The 18,035-nt window shown below is 68.6% G+C and carries 14 protein-coding genes; 8 read left to right on the plus strand and 6 right to left on the minus strand.

All coding sequences use genetic code 11. From position 1 onward, the window contains the following. Positions 1-6 precede the first annotated feature (6 nt). Positions 7-1,461 (minus strand): metallopeptidase, encoded by a 1,455-nt coding sequence (locus C8258_RS18035; RefSeq protein WP_106956184.1) that lies wholly within the window; start codon positions 1,459-1,461, stop codon positions 7-9. 250 nt (positions 1,462-1,711) lie between these two features. Here C8258_RS18035 and C8258_RS18040 point away from each other — a divergent pair, with 250 nt between their 5' ends. Continuing rightward, on the plus strand, positions 1,712-2,239 hold the full coding sequence (locus C8258_RS18040; RefSeq protein WP_106956185.1) for a hypothetical protein: 528 nt from the start codon (positions 1,712-1,714) through the stop codon (positions 2,237-2,239). Positions 2,240-2,246: 7 nt separating this feature from the next. Here the strand turns inward: C8258_RS18040 and C8258_RS18045 are convergent, their stop codons facing one another. The 3 genes from C8258_RS18045 to panB form a co-directional block, all read right to left on the minus strand. Next, entirely contained in the window at positions 2,247-3,620 is a 1,374-nt protein-coding gene (locus C8258_RS18045; RefSeq protein WP_106956298.1) for a bifunctional lysylphosphatidylglycerol flippase/synthetase MprF, read from the minus strand. 378 nt (positions 3,621-3,998) lie between these two features. Then, the gene (locus C8258_RS18050) at positions 3,999-7,007 is read right to left on the minus strand and encodes a bifunctional [glutamine synthetase] adenylyltransferase/[glutamine synthetase]-adenylyl-L-tyrosine phosphorylase (RefSeq protein WP_106956186.1); all 3,009 of its coding nucleotides are present in this window, start codon (positions 7,005-7,007) and stop codon (positions 3,999-4,001) included. A 193-nt stretch (positions 7,008-7,200) separates the two neighbouring features. Further along, positions 7,201-8,064, minus strand: a complete 864-nt coding sequence (panB, locus tag C8258_RS18055; protein WP_106956187.1) for a 3-methyl-2-oxobutanoate hydroxymethyltransferase — start codon at positions 8,062-8,064, stop codon at positions 7,201-7,203. Positions 8,065-8,269: 205 nt separating this feature from the next. On the opposite strand from panB, the gene C8258_RS18060 reads away from it, so the two are divergent. From C8258_RS18060 to C8258_RS18085, 6 genes are all read left to right on the plus strand, one after another. Next, positions 8,270-9,820 carry an alpha/beta hydrolase gene (locus C8258_RS18060; RefSeq protein ID WP_106956188.1) on the plus strand — a complete coding sequence of 517 codons (1,551 nt, stop codon included), beginning with the start codon at positions 8,270-8,272 and terminating at the stop codon, positions 9,818-9,820. A gap of 73 nt (positions 9,821-9,893) precedes the next feature. After that, positions 9,894-11,231, plus strand: a complete 1,338-nt coding sequence (gene glnA / locus C8258_RS18065) for a type I glutamate--ammonia ligase (RefSeq protein ID WP_030515350.1) — start codon at positions 9,894-9,896, stop codon at positions 11,229-11,231. 65 nt (positions 11,232-11,296) lie between these two features. Continuing rightward, entirely contained in the window at positions 11,297-12,190 is an 894-nt protein-coding gene (locus C8258_RS18070) for a hypothetical protein (RefSeq protein ID WP_106956189.1), read from the plus strand. A gap of 105 nt (positions 12,191-12,295) precedes the next feature. Beyond that, a complete protein-coding gene (locus C8258_RS33235) occupies positions 12,296-12,742 on the plus strand; it encodes a hypothetical protein (RefSeq protein WP_232329310.1) in 447 nt (148 codons plus the stop codon). Then, positions 12,742-13,704, plus strand: coding sequence for a prolyl aminopeptidase (gene pip, locus C8258_RS18080; protein WP_106956190.1), 963 nt, complete (start codon positions 12,742-12,744; stop codon positions 13,702-13,704). The genes C8258_RS33235 and pip overlap by 1 nt, the downstream gene beginning before the upstream one ends. After that, complete coding sequence (locus tag C8258_RS18085) at positions 13,701-14,570, plus strand: CHAD domain-containing protein (RefSeq protein ID WP_106956191.1); 870 nt, start codon at positions 13,701-13,703, stop codon at positions 14,568-14,570. Before pip ends, C8258_RS18085 begins: the two co-directional genes overlap by 4 nt. Here C8258_RS18085 and C8258_RS18090 read toward each other — a convergent pair. Continuing rightward, a complete protein-coding gene (locus C8258_RS18090; protein WP_106956192.1) occupies positions 14,558-16,027 on the minus strand; it encodes an RNB domain-containing ribonuclease in 1,470 nt (489 codons plus the stop codon). The two genes, C8258_RS18085 and C8258_RS18090, sit on opposite strands and share 13 nt — an antisense overlap. 15 nt (positions 16,028-16,042) lie before the next feature. After that, on the minus strand, positions 16,043-16,375 hold the full coding sequence (locus C8258_RS18095) for a hypothetical protein (RefSeq protein ID WP_036499952.1): 333 nt from the start codon (positions 16,373-16,375) through the stop codon (positions 16,043-16,045). Positions 16,376-17,183: 808 nt separating this feature from the next. Between C8258_RS18095 and C8258_RS18100 the strand changes: the two genes are divergently transcribed. Continuing rightward, positions 17,184-18,017 carry an oxidoreductase gene (locus C8258_RS18100; RefSeq protein ID WP_106956193.1) on the plus strand — a complete coding sequence of 278 codons (834 nt, stop codon included), beginning with the start codon at positions 17,184-17,186 and terminating at the stop codon, positions 18,015-18,017. The last annotated feature ends 18 nt before the right edge of the window (positions 18,018-18,035 follow it).

An 18,035-nucleotide genomic window follows, 5' to 3' on the forward strand; every position in this document is an offset into this window, starting at 1 on the left:
TCGGCCTCACTTGTAGTTGTTCAGACAGGCGGCTTCGCCGTCGAGCACGCCGGTGCGGTAGGCGTCGAGTCGCTGATAACCGCTGGGCACGACCTTGCCGTCGGTATCGCTGGCGGCCAGTCCGTCGGCGAGCAGGCCGGATACCGCCGCGTCCAGATCACCGGCGGTCAAGCGGGGATCGCTGACCGGGTCGCTGAGCTTGGTGGTGATCACCCCGGACAGACAGGCCGTCCGCAGACCGGCGGTCTCCGGGCCCGACAGTGACAGATGCCGCTCGTTCTCCACCGCGAGCGCATAGCGGGAAATGAAGACCACGTAGGCGTTGTAGTTGCCGTCCACGACCGCCGACAGCGGTTCGTCGTCACCGGGTTGGGCGCCGGCGCGTTTGGCCAGCTCCGGCACATCGGTTCCGATCCGGTTCATCCACGGGCAGTACGAAACCGGTTCCACCGCTTGGTTTTTCAGGCACAGTTTCACGATGCCGGAGTAGTCGAAGGCCGGCGGGTGCTGGAGCGGATAAATCCGCCCGAGCGCGGCGGCGACGGCAGTGAGACCGTCGACGTCGACACCCATCTGGTTCTCCTCGTCGCCCGGTTCGAAGGTCGTCGGAAGACCGCCGCGGCGCTCCTGAATCTCCTTCTTGGTGATGCTCTTACATCCGGCCGCACCGTCGGACCAGCCGATCTGCACCGCCGTCACGCGCTCGAACGCCGACCCGTGCACATTCTTCGGATTGTCGGGGTCGCGGTCGCGCACGGCGACCGCCGCACCCAGAACACCGTTGAGCCCGTCGGTCATGTTCAGCGTGAAATGCGCCGAACCGCCCTCGGCCACATGTCGCAGGAACACCCCGGCGAAGCAGTCGGCCTGCTGTTCGAGCACGATTCCGGGCGTGAAGAATCCGTTGAGCCGGGCCTGATCCTGCAGTGAGTGGCCGTACTCGTGCGCGAGCACCATCACCACGGCCATCTTCCCGTACTTGTCCGAGATCAGCGGTAACAGTTTGCCGCGGTCCCAGCCGACGGTCTTGTCGATCTTGCAGTAGGCCGCGTTCACCACGTGGTAGGTGCTGGAGCGGCAGAAGGTGACCGATTGCTCCTTGGGCGCGTTGGCATCCCAGGAAATGAAGTGGTCGACCGGCTTGAAGGTGCCCGGGAAGTTCTTGCCGTATTCGCCACCCCAGTAGTCCTGCAGATCCGACAGCGTGTTGAGTGCCAGCCGGTCCATCTCGCCGCCGTCGCCGTTGTCGGCATGCAGCGGCGCGTCGGGCACGCCCGGTCGCGGACCGCTGGGCCCCGAGGCATTGGGCGCGGCGCCGCTCAGCGCCCACGGATTCTCGTTCGTCGCGGCAACATCATGTGCCACAGTCGTTTTCGCATCGGTGCCGCATCCGGCCGATACCGCACCGAGCGCCAGCAGCGCGGCCGTCGCGGCCAGCCGCAGCCGCCTGTCGTATTTCATCTCGCATCCTCCCCGAATACCACTGTCCACGCCCGGACCGACGACGATCCGGATTCCGCACAGCGGTCCCCCCGTCTCCCCGAGCGCTCACATCGTAATCGGGCGCCCGCGCGAATGCGCAACGTATATCTCGATATCGGCACGGATGGCGCACGGTGACGACCACGACATGGCGCGCACACCGTTCGTTCAACTACTATTTACCTACGTAGATAGTAGATGCTCAACGGCGAGCAGAGAGGCCGATACCATGCCCCGGCACCCCCGCGCATCGTTCACCCTTCCCGCCCTGGCGGCGCTCACCGCCGCGGGTCTCGGCTTCACCGCGGCGCCCGCCGAAGCCGAATCCAGGCGATCGGCCGACCGACCCGCCACCGGCTGCCTGTGGGCCGGAACCACCCACCCCGCCGGCGCCACGGTCGTCGCAGGTGGACGCGGCTACACCTGCGGCGTCGACGGCCGCGGTACTCCGATGTGGTCGGCCGGCGCGACGTCGGACCGGCCCGATACCGTCGCCAACCCCGGTTCGGCCGGCGACCCCGCCGCCCACTTCAGTTTGGGCGCACGCCAACCCGGCACCGCCTACAACGACTACTGCGTCGGCAACCAACTGATCGAGGGCACCGACGACGTCTATCAGGTGGTGCGCGGCCACGACGGCCGGTTGTTCTGGAAGGCCGCCGAACCGGTCAGCGCGTGGCGCTTCGATCGCGGAACCGTTGCCCCGCAACCGACCTGGCGCGGAACCGGCCTGTGCTACGAGGGCAATCTGGCGTGATCGCAGCTCAGCCGTGTTTGCGGTGCGGAACGAATTCCAGGGTCAGCAGCGCGAGTGCGGTGAAGACGATCTCACGCCAGCGGATGAGAACGAAGCGCTGATTGCCGAAGGAGTTGAACTTGCGCAGGAACCGATACAGCGATTCCAGCCGGATCAACGGGTCCAGCGTGCGGGCCAGCACATAGATGGCCTGTTTGGAGCGCGACCTTTCCTTGTCGGCGAACAGTTCGGGGAACGCCGCGAACGCCAGCGAGATGCGGTGCACGTCGTTGTCGCGGCCGTAGTCGACGAGGTCGACGATCATCCGCTCGTCCAAGCCGTTCGGGGCGTCCTTGCGCCGCCACGGCACATCGAGGCTCAGTTCGCTGCCGTGATTGGAGGACCCGTAGCGCTGGAATCCGGCGACCCGGCCCTCACCGTCGCGGGCGATCACCACGAGCATGCCCGGATTCCGGCCGTCGAGCAGATGGTCCAGGATCATCGAGAAGCCGCGGGTCTGATGACCGCTCCCCCACTCGTCGACGATGCCCAGCAGCGTGTCGCGCATCTCGCGGTCGAGTTCGCGTTCGGGGATCACCTCGGTCTTGACGCCGAAGTTGCGGGTGCGGCTCACCGCCTGGCGCAGGTTGCGGAATTTGCGGCCGACCATATCGAAGGAGTCGACCTCGACCACCACGTCGCGACCGATCGGAATGGCATGCAGGCCATGGTGATCGGCCGCGCGGGTGCGCCACAGTTCGGTGACCGCGGGGCTGGCGCCCAGCACCGCGATCCGCCAGCCGCGGGCGGAGGCGAATTCGGAGAACTCGGCGATGAGCCGGCCGAATTCGGCGCAGCTGCCGACCGGGTCGCCCGCGACGACCGCGATGCCGAAGCGGGCGCGATATCCGATCGCGGCGTTCGAATCCGCGCTGAAGAAATAGGATTTCGCCGAGTGCAGGGCGAACGGGGCCAGCGGATCCTCGACCGTGCGGTCGACCAGTGCGGCGATGCGATGCTGCTGATCCGGTTGCGGGCGCGATGCCTGCGGCAACATCAGGATCAGGCCGGTCGAGGCGAGGCAGACGAAGCCGACCGTGCCGTGGTCGCTGCGGTAGGCGATGTTGGAGACCCCGAGCACGATCACCGCGACGGTGAAGTGCGGCAGTGTGATCGGCCGCCGCAGATGCAGACCGCGCGCCACGAACAGGCCCGACAGCGACACCGCCACGAACCAGCCGCGATTGACACCTTCGCGGGAGGCACGGTCGGCCGCGTAGAGCAGCACCACCCCGACCAGCAACAGCACCGCGATCAACGGAACCCGCACGGCGCGGGTCGGATTCAGGGCGGCGTGCCGATAGGTGCGGTAACCGGTGACGGCCGAATTGAGTTCAGCCATCACGGTCTCCGCTCACACAGCGCATCGCGTGTGCCGTCGAGCAGGTGGGCGTACCGCACGTCCACGAACATCCTCACCATGGTGGTCCTCCCGAATGGTCGCGTACGGATACAGTATGCGGAACGCTCGTTCCGGCTCTGCGGGGCCCCTCGCACAGTGACGACGGCACACCACACTCCGTACCAACCGATATCGCGCACGGTCTGTTCCCCGCAACACGTTTTCGGCCCGCAGATCCGCAGGTATCGCGGGAATTCATCGCCGGTCCACGAAAACGTCGCCCATCACCCCCGGTGAGTCCCGCGACCACGGCAACCGCCGCGATCACGCATCGGTGTCATCCGTCGCCTACCCGGCCGCGACGGATCTACGCCCCGCTCACCCGCCGAAGACGCGCTCGACGACCGTCTTCGCCCGCCGTGTGACGCGCATGTAGTGGTCGAGGAATTCGCTGCCGTCGTCGGTCGGCCAGCCCGCGACCCTGGCCACGGCCGAGAGCAACGGCCCGGGCCCGGGCAGCTGGTCGGCGGGTTTGCCGCGCACCAGCACCAGCGCGTTGCGGGCCTTGGTCGCGGTGAGCCAGGCATCGCGCAGCAGCTGCACATCGAGGGCGTCGAGCAATTTCTCGCGCTCGATCACCGCGAGGCATTCGAGAGTGGAGGTGTTGTGCAGATCGGGACACTCGTGCGCGTGCTGCAGTTGCAGCAGTTGCACGGTCCACTCGATATCGGCGAGACCACCGCGGCCCAGTTTGGTGTGCGTGGCCGGATTCGCACCGCGTGGCAGGCGCTCGGAGTCGACCCGCGCCTTGATCCGCCGGATCTCGCGCACGGCGTCCTCGGAGACACCGCCCTTGGGATAGCGGACCGGATCGATGGAATGCAGGAACCGCAGACCCAGCTCCTCATTGCCGGCGACCTGATGCGCGCGCAGCAGCGCCTGCACTTCCCACGGCTGCGCCCACTGCTGGTAGTAGGCGCGATACGCGGCCAGGGTGCGGACCAGCGCACCGTTGCGGCCCTCCGGCCGCAGCCCGGCGTCGACCTGCAGCGGCGGATCGGTACTGGGCGCGCCGAGGAGCCGCTGCACCTGTTCGGCCACGCCGATCGCCCACTTCACCGCGACCGTCTCGTCCGCGCCGGGACGCGGATCGCAGACGAACAGCACGTCGGCGTCGGATCCGTAGCCCAGTTCCATCCCGCCGAGCCGCCCCATGCCGATCACCGCGAAATCCGCGGGCGCGGGCGCGGCGTGTTCGGCCTCCCAGGCCCGGATCACCGCCTGCAGCGACGCCTCGAGCACCGCGACCCACACCCAAGACAGCGCCCGGCACACCCGCGGCACCTCCAGCATGCCGAGCACATCGGCGGAGGCGATGCGGGCCAGCTCGTGGCGGCGTAGCGAGCGGGCGGTGGCGACGGCGCGCCGGGGCTCGTCGTAGCGGGCGGCACCGGCCAGGATGCTGGCACGCACGTCCTCGGCCTTCGGGCTCAGCAGCAGCGGCCCGTCGGGTCCGTCGGCGAACATCCGGATGGTCTCGGGCGCGTTGATCAGCAGATCCGGCAGATAGGCCGAGGAGCCGAGCACGATCATCAGCCGCTGCGCGATCGCGCCCTCGTCGCGCAGTTCGCGCAGGAACCAGATCTGGTCGTCGAGGCCCTCCGACACCCGCCGATAGGCCAGCAACCCGGCATCGGGATTCGGTGTGTCACCGAGCCATTCGAGCAGGGTCGGCAACAGCAGCGCCTGGATGCGACCCTTGCGCCCCACCTCGCCGGTGAGTGCCTTGAGATGGCCGAGGGCGTTCTCCGGGGCGGCGTAGCCGAGGGCGGCGAGCTGACGGACCGCGGCCTGCGGACTCAGCCGCAACGCGGCGGCGTCGAGGCGGGCCACCGATTCCAGCAGCGGGCGGTAGAACAGCTTCGCGTGCAGCCGGCGCACCCGCAGCGTGTTGCGCTTGATCTCGCTGCGCAGCACCCCGACCGCGTCCTGGCGGCCGTCGGGACGCATATGCGCGGCGCGGGCGAGCCAGCGCATCCCCTCCTCGTCGTCGGGTGCGGGCAGGGTGTGCGTGCGCTTGAGCCGCTGCAGTTGCAGGCGATGCTCGAGCAGGCGCAGGAATTCGTAGGAGGCGGTGAGGTTGGCGGCATCGTCGCGGCCCACATAGCCGCGCGTGGCCAGCGCGGTCAGCGCCTCGACCGTACCCGGGACGTGCAGCGATTCATCGGCCTTACCGTGCACCAACTGCAGCAGTTGCACCGCGAATTCGACGTCGCGCAGGCTGCCGTGGCCGAGCTTCAGTTCGCGCTCGCGCATGTCCTCGGGCACCAGGCTCTCGACCCGGCGCCGCATCGCCTGCACGTCGGAGACGAAATCCGGTCGTTCCGAGGCGCTCCACACCATCGGCATCAGCGCCTCGCCGTACCGCCTGCCGAGTTCCAGATCGCCGGTGGCGGGGCGGTTCTTCAGCAGCGCCTGGAATTCCCAGGTGCGCGCCCAGCGCTTGTAGTAGGTGATGTGCGAATCCAGGGTGCGCACCAGCGCGCCGGCCTTGCCTTCCGGGCGCAACGCGGCATCGACGTCGAAGAACGCGCTGCCGGCGATGCCCATCATCTCCGCGGCCAGCCGGGTCGCGGTGGTGTCGGCGGGTTCGGCGACGAACACCACATCCACATCCGAGACGTAATTGAGTTCGCGCGCACCGCATTTGCCCATCGCGACCACCGCCAGCCGGACCGGAACCGGCTCGTCGGGGCAGATCCGCGCCACCGCCACCGAGAGCGCGGCGGTGAGTGCGGCATCGGCGAGATCGGTGAGATGGTTGCCGACCTGCTGATACGGCAGCACCGGCTCGTTCTCGACGGTGGCGGCCAGATCGTGGGCGGCCAGCACCATCAGTTGATCGCGATATCGCTTGCGCAGCAAGGCGATCGCGTCGGGTCCGGCATGGGCGGCCCGATAGAGCATCGGGGCGGCGTTCGGCCCCGTCTCGGGCGTGGCGCCGACCACGTCGAGCAGATCGTCGAGGATCTCCCGCGTGCTCGGCAGTTCCCGCCGCAGCAGCTGCCAGCTCGCCGGATCCGCGACCAGATGATCGGCGAACGCGCTCGACGAGCCGATCAGCGCGAACAGTCTGCCACGCAACGACAGATCGGTGCGCACCGCGGAATCCAGTGCGGCCCAATCGGACCCGAGCGCCTCGCGCAGGCGGACCAGGGTCAGCAGCGCCAGATCGGCGTCCGGCGACCGCGACAACGCCCACAGCAACGAAACACTGTCGACATTGTCCCAGGCGAGCTCTCGTAACGACGCGGCTGCCGTCGGCTCCAGCAATCCCAGCCGACCGGCACCGGGCACTGCGGGACGTGCAGTCGGTGGCCGGACCATTCTCTCAAATTACCGTTACGGCCGAGCATGCGGAAGTTGCCTGCTCGCGGCGGTGGCGGGAGTGCTCGGCAGACGTTCGCCGAGGCACGATTCCTCGCCGTCGATCCGCCCACCGCAGTGCGGCCGCGGCAACCGCGCGGTGAAGTGGGTCGACCGCAGGCCACGCGCACGCAGCCCGCGGTCGACCCGATCCTCAGAAGCTGTGTTCCGGGCCCGGATAGGTCCCCTGCGCCACCTCGCGCGCGTATTCCGCCGCGGCGCTGCGCAATTCGTCACCCACGCGGCCGAAGCGCTTGACGAACTTGGCCGTCTTGCCGCTGGTGTAGCCGGCCATGTCCTGCCAGACCAGGACCTGGGCGTCGCAGTCGCTGCCGGCGCCGATGCCGACGGTCGGGATGGTCAGCTTGTTGGTGACCTGACCGGCCAGTTCGGCGGGCACCATCTCCATCACCACGGCCACGGCGCCGGCCTCCTGCACCGCGATGGCGTCGGCGATCAGCTGTTCGGCCCCGTCGCCGCGGCCCTGCACGCGGTAGCCGCCGAGGGTGTTCACGCTCTGCGGGGTGAAGCCGATATGCGCCACCACGGGGATACCGGAGACGGTGAGCCGGGCGATGTGCTCGGAAACGCGTTCTCCGCCTTCGAGTTTCACCGCGTGCGCACCGCCCTCCTTCATGAAGCGGGTGGCGCTGGCCAGCGCCTGTTCGGGCGAACCCTCGTAGCTGCCGAACGGCAGGTCGGCCACCACCAGGGCGTGCGGCGCCCCGCGGACCACGCCACGGACCAGTGGCAGCAGTTCCTCGATCGTGATCGGCACGGTGGTGTCGTAGCCGTAGACCACGTTGGCCGCCGAATCGCCGACCAGCAGCACGGGGATGCCGGCCTCTTCGAACAGCCTCGCGGTGGAGTAGTCGTAGGCGGTCAGCATCGCCCACTTCTCGCCCGCGGATTTCCATTGCTGCAGGTGCTGTACTCGCGTCTTCCGCCGGGAAGTTGTCGGTGCGGCGCCGTAAGCGGTGGTTTCGGAAGCAGGATTGTCCTGAGCAGCGGACATCATCGTCCCTTTCGTCTGTCCTCGAGGCCCGACCGGGTCCCCGGGTTGCTATGACCCGTCCAGTCTGCCACCGCGGCACGGCCGCTTTTAAGGCGTGCCCAGGATGGGATTTGTCACAGCGGTGGGAGCGACGTGGCCGGAGGAGGCAACCTGTGTCACCACGAGGCCGCCGCGGACACCGCCGAGGAACACAGGCGGAGATGGAAGGATGGCGCGCATGTCCTTGTCGCGATCCGGTCGCGTCGCAGCCGCGGTGGCCCTGATGTGTGTGGCCGCCGCCTGCTCGTCGACGTCGAAGAATCACCCCGTCGCCCCGCCGTCCGCACCGAGTCCGGCCGCGCTGCAGAAGTACTACACCCAGGTTCCGTCGTGGGGTAGCTGTGACGGATTCGGCGATTCCTCGACTCGATTCCCGCAGGGCACCGAATGCACGCACATCTCGGTGCCGATCGATTACGACAAGCCCGAGGGCGCGACCGCGCAGATCGCGGTCTCCCGGATCAAGGCGACCGGGCAACGCATCGGATCGCTGCTGTTCAACCCGGGCGGTCCCGGCCAGGCCGGACTGTGGATGGCCGCGCAGGGCCAGGACACCCCGCTCGCGCAGCGGTTCGACCGGATCGGTTTCGATCCGCGCGGCGTCGGCGCGTCCACGCCACTGATCGAATGCCTGACCGGGCAGCAGTGGGATGCGCAACGCGCCGAACCGCCCAAGGACTACACCCCCGCCGGCATCGCGGCCGCCGAGCAGGAGAACAAGGATTTCGCGGCGCACTGCACCGAGAAGACCGGCAACGAGCTCCTCGCCCACGTCGGCACCCGCGAGGTCGTGCAAGACATGGACATCATCCGGGGAGTGCTCGGCGACGACAAGCTGAACTACGTCGGCTACTCCTACGGCACCCGGCTCGGCTACACCTACGCCGAGAAGTTCCCGGACAAGGTGCGGGCCATGGTGCTCGACGGCGCTCTCGATCCGGACGCCGATCCGGAGAAGGAATCGGTGCAGCAGGCCGCCGGATTCCAGAAGGCGTTCGACGCCTACGCCGCCGACTGTACGAGCAAACCGGACTGCCCGCTCGGCCAGGACGCGAGCCAGGCGGTGGCCCGCTTCCACGCTCTGGTCAACCCGCTCTGGGACCACCCGGCCGAGACCCGCGACGGCCGGGGCCTCACCTACAGCGACGCCGTCACCGGTGTGCAGAACACCCTCTACGCCGAGGACAGCTGGAATGTGCTGAGCGCGGGCCTGGCTCAGCTTGCCAAGGGCAAGGGCGACATCCTGTTGCAGCTCGCCGATATCTACGACGGCCGCAGCAAGGACGGCAGCTACGACAATTCACAGGACGCGTTCCTCGCCATCCACTGCGTCGACGATCCGGCCATCAAGGACCGCGCCGAAACCGATAAGCAGGACGCCGAATACCGCAAGGTTGCCCCGTTCCTCGACGACGGCCACGCCACCGGGCAGGCGCCGCTCGAGATGTGCGCGTTCTGGCCCGTGCCCAACAGCGGCTCCCCGCACAACATTTCCGCACCCGGCCTGCCCAAGACCGTGGTCATCTCCACGACCGCGGATCCGGCCACGCCGTATCAGGCCGGTGTCGATCTGGCCCATCAGCTGGGCGCGGCACTGATCACCAACAAGGGAACCCGGCACACCGCGTTCCTCTCCGGCGGTGTGCCGTGCGTCGACGATGCCGTATTCGCCTACCTCACGGATCTGAAGACACCGCCGGAAGGGCTCACCTGCGGCTGACGCCACACATGCGGACCGGCGGTTGTTGCACGATGTAACACGGATTTAACCGCGGGTGCCTACGCTCGCGCGTATGGATCGCCAGAAGGAATTCGTGCTGCGGACGCTCGAGGAGCGGGACATCCGCTTCGTGCGACTCTGGTTCACCGACGTCCTGGGATATCTGAAGTCGGTGGCGATCGCCCCCGCGGAGCTGGAAGGCGCCTTCGAGGAGGGCATCGGATTCGACGGCTCGGCGATCGAGGGCTTCGCCCGGGTGTCGGAGGCCGATATGGTCGCCAAGCCCGATCCGTCGACGTTCCAGGTACTGCCCTGGTCCACCAGCAAGGGCCATCAGCATTCGGCGCGCATGTTCTGCGATATCGCGATGCCCGACGGATCGCCGTCGTGGGCCGATCCGCGCCACGTGCTGCGCCGGCAGCTGAACAAGGCCGGTGACCTGGGCTTCAGCTGCTACGTGCATCCGGAGATCGAATTCTTCCTGATCCGTTCGGCACTCAAGGACGGCCGCCCGGTGCCCGCCGACAACGGCGGGTTCTTCGACCAGGCCGTGCACGACGAGGCGCCGAACTTCCGCCGCCACGCCATCGACGCGCTCGAATCGATGGGCATCTCGGTGGAGTTCAGCCACCACGAGGGCGCACCCGGCCAGCAGGAGATCGACCTGCGCTACGCCGACGCGCTGTCGATGGCCGACAACGTGATGACCTTCCGCTACCTCATCAAAGAGGTCGCCATCGACGAGGGCGTGCGGGCCTCGTTCATGCCCAAACCCTTCTCCGACCACCCGGGTTCGGCCATGCACACCCACATGAGCCTGTTCGAGGGTGAGCACAACGCCTTCGCCGATCCCGACGACCCGAACAACCTGTCCGAGACCGCCCGCGCGTTCATCGCCGGCATTCTCGAACACGCCAACGAGATCAGCGCCGTCACCAACCAGTGGGTGAACTCCTACAAGCGCCTGATCCACGGCGGCGAGGCGCCGACCGCCGCGTCCTGGGGCCGGTCGAATCGTTCTGCGCTGGTCCGCGTTCCGATGTACACGCCGAACAAGCAGTCCTCACGGCGAGTCGAGATCCGCAGCCCGGATTCGGCCTGCAATCCGTACCTGGCCTTCGCGGTGCTGCTGGCCGCGGGCCTGCGCGGTATCGAGAAGGGGTACACGCTGCCGCCCGAGGCCGAGGACGACGTGTGGTCGCTGACCACCGCGGAACGTCGCGCGATGGGCTTCCGCGAGCTGCCCTCGACCCTGGACGAGGCGCTGCGGGCGATGGAACGGTCGGAGCTGGTCGCCGAAACGCTGGGCGAGCACGTGTTCGACTTCTTCCTGCGCAACAAGCGCCACGAGTGGGCCACCTACCGCGCCCAGGTCACGCCGTGGGAGCTGGGCGAGTACCTGACGCTGTGATCGACTGTGCGAGACCGGCTTCGGCCGGCCGCACCGACGATCGGCGAGCGGGTTAGGTTGTCCCGGTGAACGCGCCTGTATCGGTGGCCGATCAAGCACTGCAACCGCTGATCGACTGGGCCACCGCGGAACTCGGGAACCTGGGACTGACCGTGACCGGCGCGCAGGAGATGCGACGCCGGGACTGGACGCTGCTCGCGCGCATCGACATCGACGGCGGAGCCGTCTGGGCGAAGGCGAGTGCGCGCGCGTTCGCCCACGAGGGCCCGCTGCTGGAGGCGCTGGATCGGCTCGTACCGGGTTCGGTGCCGAAACCCCTTGCGGTACACCGTGAGAACGGGTGGTTCCTGGGACCCGACGGTGGCGAGACCATGCGAACCGGACCGCTCGACCGGCAGTTCGCCCTCGACGGCACCGATGCGCCGCCGCCGCGGCCGCCGGGCTGGGAGTCGGTGCTGCGCTCCTATGCCGCCATGCAGCACACCCTGTGCACGCACGCGGAGTCGTTGCGCGACACCGGAACTCCGCACCTGCCACCGGCCCGCCTGATCGAGGTCTACCGCCATTTCGCCGATCGCGCGCCGGGACTGGAGTACGCGATCGAGTCGACCGCCGCGGAACTCGCGCAGTACGACCGGCTGAGCGTGGAACACAACGACCTGTATCCGGGCCACGTCTTCCGCACCACCGCCGCGGTGTTCGACTGGGGCGATGCACTGCTCACCCATCCCTTCCTGTCCGTGCGCACGTTCCGGGACCCGCAGCGAGCGGCCTATTTCGACGCCTGGCGTGAACTGGCCACCGTCACCGACCGCGAGATCGAGCTGGCCGAACGCCTCGCGCCCCTGACCACCCTGCATTCGTGGCTGACCATCGACACCGCACCGGGCCGGCCGGCCGAACGGTTCGCGCCCTTCGTCACCGAGATGCTGGACCAGCTGCGCGCGAACTTCGCCTGAGCCACCCGGCCACCCGCGGCGAGGTGGCAGACTCGTAGGTCCACAGCAGGAACGTCGGATGAACTCCGAATCGAACAAAGGGAACTGATGTCGCAGAGCCGTTGGATGACTCGCGGAGCGCTCGCCGTCGGTGCGGCGCTGGCCGTCGCGCTGGTCGCCGGATGTGGTGGCGCAAGCACGGGTTCGGCCGGGCCCGAGAAATCCGGCGCCTCGGCGACGTCGACGGCCGCGCGTCCCAGCGGTTCGGCCGGCGTCACCGCCAAACCGGGACAGACCAGTCCCGTGCAGGTTCCCGACCCGGTCGCGCAGAAGCTGTGCGACGCCATCTCCCCGCAGCTGTCGGATTGGCGGGTGCAGGGCCCGACGCTGGGGAAGGTGGCGCTCAACATCACGGTGCATCAGTGGGCCGCGGAGAACGGCGGCATCAACCTCGCGGTACTCGGCGACAAGGCGGTGGTGGACCGGATCACCACCAAGACTTGCTCGGATACTCGTACTCAGGCGCTGCAGGCGCTGGAGCTGCCCGATCTCGCCTCCGGGATCGCCTTCTGATGCGCACCCTGTACCCGCCGCTGGAGCCCTACCGTGAGGGCATGCTCGACGTCGGCGACGGGCAGCACCTCTACTGGGAGGAGTCGGGCAACCCCGAGGGCAAGCCGGTGGTGTTCCTGCACGGCGGCCCGGGTGGTGGCACCAATTCGACGCACCGGCAGTTCTTCGATCCCGCCGCCTACCGGATCGTGCTGTTCGATCAGCGCGGGTGCGGGCGTTCGACGCCGCACGTGGCCGACGGGGCGAGCCTGGAGGTCAACACCACCTGGCATCTGGTCGCCGATATCGAGCGGCTGCGCACCCATCTGGGTATCGAGCGCTGGCAGGTTTTCGGCGGGTCCTGGGGTTCGACACTGGCGCTGGCCTACGCGCAGACCCACCCCGAGCGTGTGACGGAGATGGTGCTGCGGGGCGTTTTCCTGTTGCGGCGCAAGGAAATCGACTGGTACTACAACGGCGCCGCCGGATTCGTCTACCCCGACGAGTGGGAGAAGTATCTGGCGCCGATCCCGGAGGCCGAGCGCGACGGGGATCTGGTGGCGGCCTATCACCGGCTGCTGCACTCCCCCGACGACGAGATGGCGACGGCCGCCGCGGTGGCGTGGTCCAGTTGGGAGGGCGCGACGAGTTCGCTGCTGCCGCAACCGGAACGGGTCGCCGAATCCGCCGAACCGCGCTTCGCACTGGCCTTCGCCCGCATCGAGAACCACTACTTCGTGCACGGCGGATTCCTGGAAGAGGGCCAGTTGCTGCGCGATATCGACCGGATCGCACATATTCCGGTGGTGATCGTGCAGGGCCGCCACGATGTCGTCTGCCCGGCGGTCAGCGCCTGGGATCTGCATCGTGCCTGGCCCGGTTCACGACTGCATCTGGTGGCCGATGCCGGCCATGCCGCGGCCGAACCCGGCACCACCCATCATCTGATCGAGGCGACCGACGAATTCCGGGATCGGCGATGAGCGGGGCAGCCGGCCCCGCCGTCGTCGCCGCCCTCGGCGAGGACGTGGACCGGCTGCTGGCCGCGGAACCGAAGGTCCGCGCCGACGAATCGGATTCGGTACATCAGATGCGGGTCGCCACCCGCCGGTTGCGGTCGGTGCTGCGGTCGTATCGGAAAGTGTTCCACCGCGACGAGATAGACGCGATCCGCGACGAATTGCGCTGGCTGGCGGGCCTGCTCGGCATCGCCCGCGACGCCGAGGTGCGCGCCGACCGGTTCGCCGCGCTGCTGGACGAATACCCCGATGTGCAACGCCATCTCGGGCGGCGGCTGGTGAGCGCGGAACGCGCGGCCTACACCGCCGCCCATCGCACCGTGCTGCGCGAACTCGACGGTGAGCGCTATGCGCTGCTGCGGGCGCGGGTGGTCGGCCTGCGCACCGATCCGCCGTTGCGCCGCAAGCGCGCCCGCCGCGACGCCGACCGTGTGTTCACCGCGGCCGTGCGCGCGGACCTGCGCCGGCTGAAAGCCCGCGTCGACGCGGAACGAGACGTCGAGGAGCCCGACCGCGTGGAGGCGCTGCACGATATCCGCAAGGCCGCCAAGCGTTTACGCTACAGCGCCGAAGCCGCCACCGATATCCTCGACGGCCCCGCCGAGGACCTGGCCCGCCGCGCGAAGAAGGTGCAGGGCGTCCTGGGCGACCACCGCGACGCCATCGAGGCGCTGGCCACCATCACCGCCCGCGCCGAGGTCGTGCGCGGCCACGGCGCCGATACCGCCCCCTACGAATTGCTGTGCGCCGCCGAAGTGGAAGCCGCCCGCACCGCCCTCACCCAGTACCCGTCCCTCATCGAATTCCTGAACTACGACTACCTGTCCTGATCGGAGCCCTCGCGCGCGTCCGCCGGAAAGGTGAAGCCCACTACGCGTTTATCAGGGTCCGCGATGTCCAGGCGCACCCGCACTCGTTGCCCCTCCGGCGGCGATCCGGCGCATTTGGCGAGGACCGGCGGGTCGGCGACGAAGATTTCGGCGGATCGGTTGCCGTTGCCCTCGCGGATGACCACGGCCTCGAAGATGTCGCCCAGACGTGGTGCGAGAACGGTGGATTCGGTGAGGTCGATGCACGCGCGTTCGAGTTTGCCGCCGACCGCGTCGCTGCGCCGCATCGTGTCCGCGGCGGCGCCGAGTCCGTCGCGAACCCAGTGCGGTACCGGGGTGCCGGCGCAGCGAGCCAGGCAGATTTCGGTGGCGTACCGGTCGGCGAGGCGGCGCAGCGGCGCCGTCACATGGGCGTAGGCCGCGCCGATGCCGCTGTGCTGCACCACATCCGGCGTTTCGCCGTCGAGCACGGTGTAGGACGCGCCGCGCAGCAGGCTGGTCGCCTCGGAGTTGAGCACCAGCGCGGCGGGGGTGTTGGGATCCAATCCGGCCAGCATCCGGCCCACCGGCATTCCGGCCGGCCAGCGCACGCCGAGCGCGGCGGCGGTGCGGCGCATGGACGCGATCGCGGAGGCGGGTGGCGCAGGCATGGTGCGCAGTAGTCCGATGCGGGGGTCGGAGCCGTTGTCCGCCAACATGATTCGAGCAGCACAGATGCCGGTGAGCAGGGAGACCTGTTCGTTCCAGTCGTCGGCGGCGGTGCGCGGTTCGACCGCCAATTGCCAGTGTTCGGTGTCGTGGTCGCGCCCGTCGGGGATCACCGATTGCGCGGGCAGCCGCAGTTCGATCGCGCCGCGGGCCAGGCCGGCCTCGATGCGCAGGCGGCCGAATTCCGGCAGTGCGGCGATCGAGGGATGCAGGCGGCCGGCGTCGGCGTCGGCCTGGACGCCGGGGTAGTCGAGGCGGGCGCGGGAACGAACCAGGGCGCGTTGCACCGAGAAGCGTTGCGGTTCGGCCTTGTCGTCACAGTCGATGGTCCACAGGGCGACGGGACGAACCGCGCCGGGCAGCAGACTGGCCGACCCTTCCGAGAGCACCGGCGGATGCAGGGGCACGGTGCCGTCGGGGAGATAGAAGCTTTGGCCCCTCGCGAGGGATTCCCGCGCGAGCGCGCCGTCGGGCGCGACCACCGCGCCCACATCGGCGATGGCGTAGTGCAGCAGGAATCCGGTCGGGGTGCGTTCGAGATGCAGCGCCTGGTCGAGATCCATGGCGCCGGGTGGGTCGATCGTCACGAACGGGATGTCGGTGCGATCGGCCCGGACGCCCGCGAACGCATCGGCTGCGTCGCGGGCCTCCGAGACCGCCTCGGATGGATATTCCGAGGCGAGTCCGAATTCGGATCGCACGACACCGAAGTCCACCGGTGCCGAGACGATCCTGGGATGCAGTTCCACGCGGGGCGCTGAACCTTACTTGAGCGCCAGCATGGTGCCGTTCAGCTGATCGAACGGACCGTACACGGTGAAGACGACGCGGCCGTCGGGGTACTGCGACGACAGGGTCGCCGCGGCATCGAGAGCCTGGCCGAACGAGGCCGCCGACGGGTGCGGCAGCACCGCGATCGTCTGGCCGACGTGGGACTGGTGGACCCACTGGGTGTCACCCGGGCTGAGGTCCACCTGGACGCCGCCCGGCAGCGGAGTGACCGCGACCGCAGACGCCGATCCCGCGCCCAGCACCGCAACACCCGACGCAGCTGCGGCGATCAATGCACCGGCCGCCAACTTGCGAACTACTCGCATATATACAGAACCTGCTTTCCGACACTCGTAGCACCCGTTAGCCACTGCCACCCCCGGCAGCGACACTTCCAACGGCCAACACTTTATGACGTCCATCACGGTTCCGGCCACTCCGGGGCGGTTCGTCGCACGGGACACGCCGGGACCAGCCGATTCGCCCGCATTTGCCGAGAGTGCGCCCGCCCGTCCGACCGGGCCGCAACCGCAGCCTGGACCGCGCGAACCGTCGGTGCCTGCGATTTCGCGCTCCCGCCGCGACGGCGGCAATGCGGTCTTCACGTGTGCAACGGGGGTCGACGAATCGGCTCGAGCACGGCCCGCACCGGCCGTCGAACCGGATCATTCCGGAAGGAAATAGCACGCCATTCAGAGCGAACAGTCATAACTCGAACTACTCGGACCTACGTCCAGATCACGCTACCGCACACCGAATCCCCCGGTCGAGTCCGTTTTCCGCTGGGCCTGCGACTGTCGGAGCGCGCTGTTACTGTTGCCGATGGTGACAGGCCACGGCGTACCCACGGATTCGGGGGTCCGTGCAGTAACGAGAGTGCGCCGCGCGGCGAGAGTCGTCGAGTAATAGTTCCTCGAGTACAAGGAGTTCCACACCGCATGTCGTCCATCGTCTTCGACTACCTGCTGCCTCTCGTCGGTCCCGAGCAGGCGGCCTACTGGGCCCAGATCCTGGTGATCAACCCCGCCGGCTGATCACCGCGCGACCGCACCCGGTGCCGGCGGCCCGCCGCGGGCACCGCATGCGGTCGCAAGGCCCGGCTTCGACGACGATCCGACACAGGAGGCCTCCACCATGACCACCGATCACGTCTGGTTCATCACCGGCACCAGCAGCGGCTTCGGCCGTGCGATCGCGGAGGCGGTGCTGGCCGAGGGCGGCAGTGTGGTCGCCACCGCGCGCACACCCGAATCCCTTGCCGACCTTCGAGATCGCGATCCGGAGCGGGTCCTCGTCGCACAGCTGGACGTCACCGATCCGGCGTCGATCACCGCGGCGGTCGAGGAGGCGCGAGTCCGGTTCGGCCGCATCGACGTTCTGGTCAACAACGCCGGGTACGGACTGCGCGGCGCGCTCGAGGAATGCGACGACGAACAACTGCGCACACTGATGGAAACCAATGTCTGGGGCCTGATTTCGGTCACCAGGGCGGTACTGCCGCTCATGCGGGCCCAGCGCAGCGGGCATATCGTGCAGCTGTCCTCGGTCGGCGGTGTGCGTGCCCGCCTCGGCGGAACGCCTTACGCACTCAGCAAATTCGCGGTCGAAGGGCTGTCGGAAGGTTTGTCGTACGAGGTTGCGCCGTTCGGCATCAAGGTCACCATCGTGGAGCCGGGACCGTTCCGCACCGACTTCGCCGGCCGGTCCATCCAGTGGGCCGAACCGATGCCCGAATACACACCGATCTTCGCCGAGGAACGCGAGCGCTTCGAGGCTCAGAACGGCGCCCAGCCCGGCGATCCGGCCCGGGCCGCCGAGGCCGTTCTGCGCGCGGTGGCCATGGACGAACCGCCGTTGCGGCTGCCGCTCGGCCCCGAGGCATTCGCCGGCATCCGCGCCACCCTGACCCAGCGCCTCGCCGATCTGGACGAGCTCGAACCCTGGGCCGCCGACACCGGTTTCCGCTGATCACTTCCCGACCGCCGG

The sequence above is a fragment of the Nocardia sp. MDA0666 genome (assembly GCF_003023875.1).
Classification (GTDB): Bacteria; Actinomycetota; Actinomycetes; order Mycobacteriales; family Mycobacteriaceae; genus Nocardia; species Nocardia aobensis.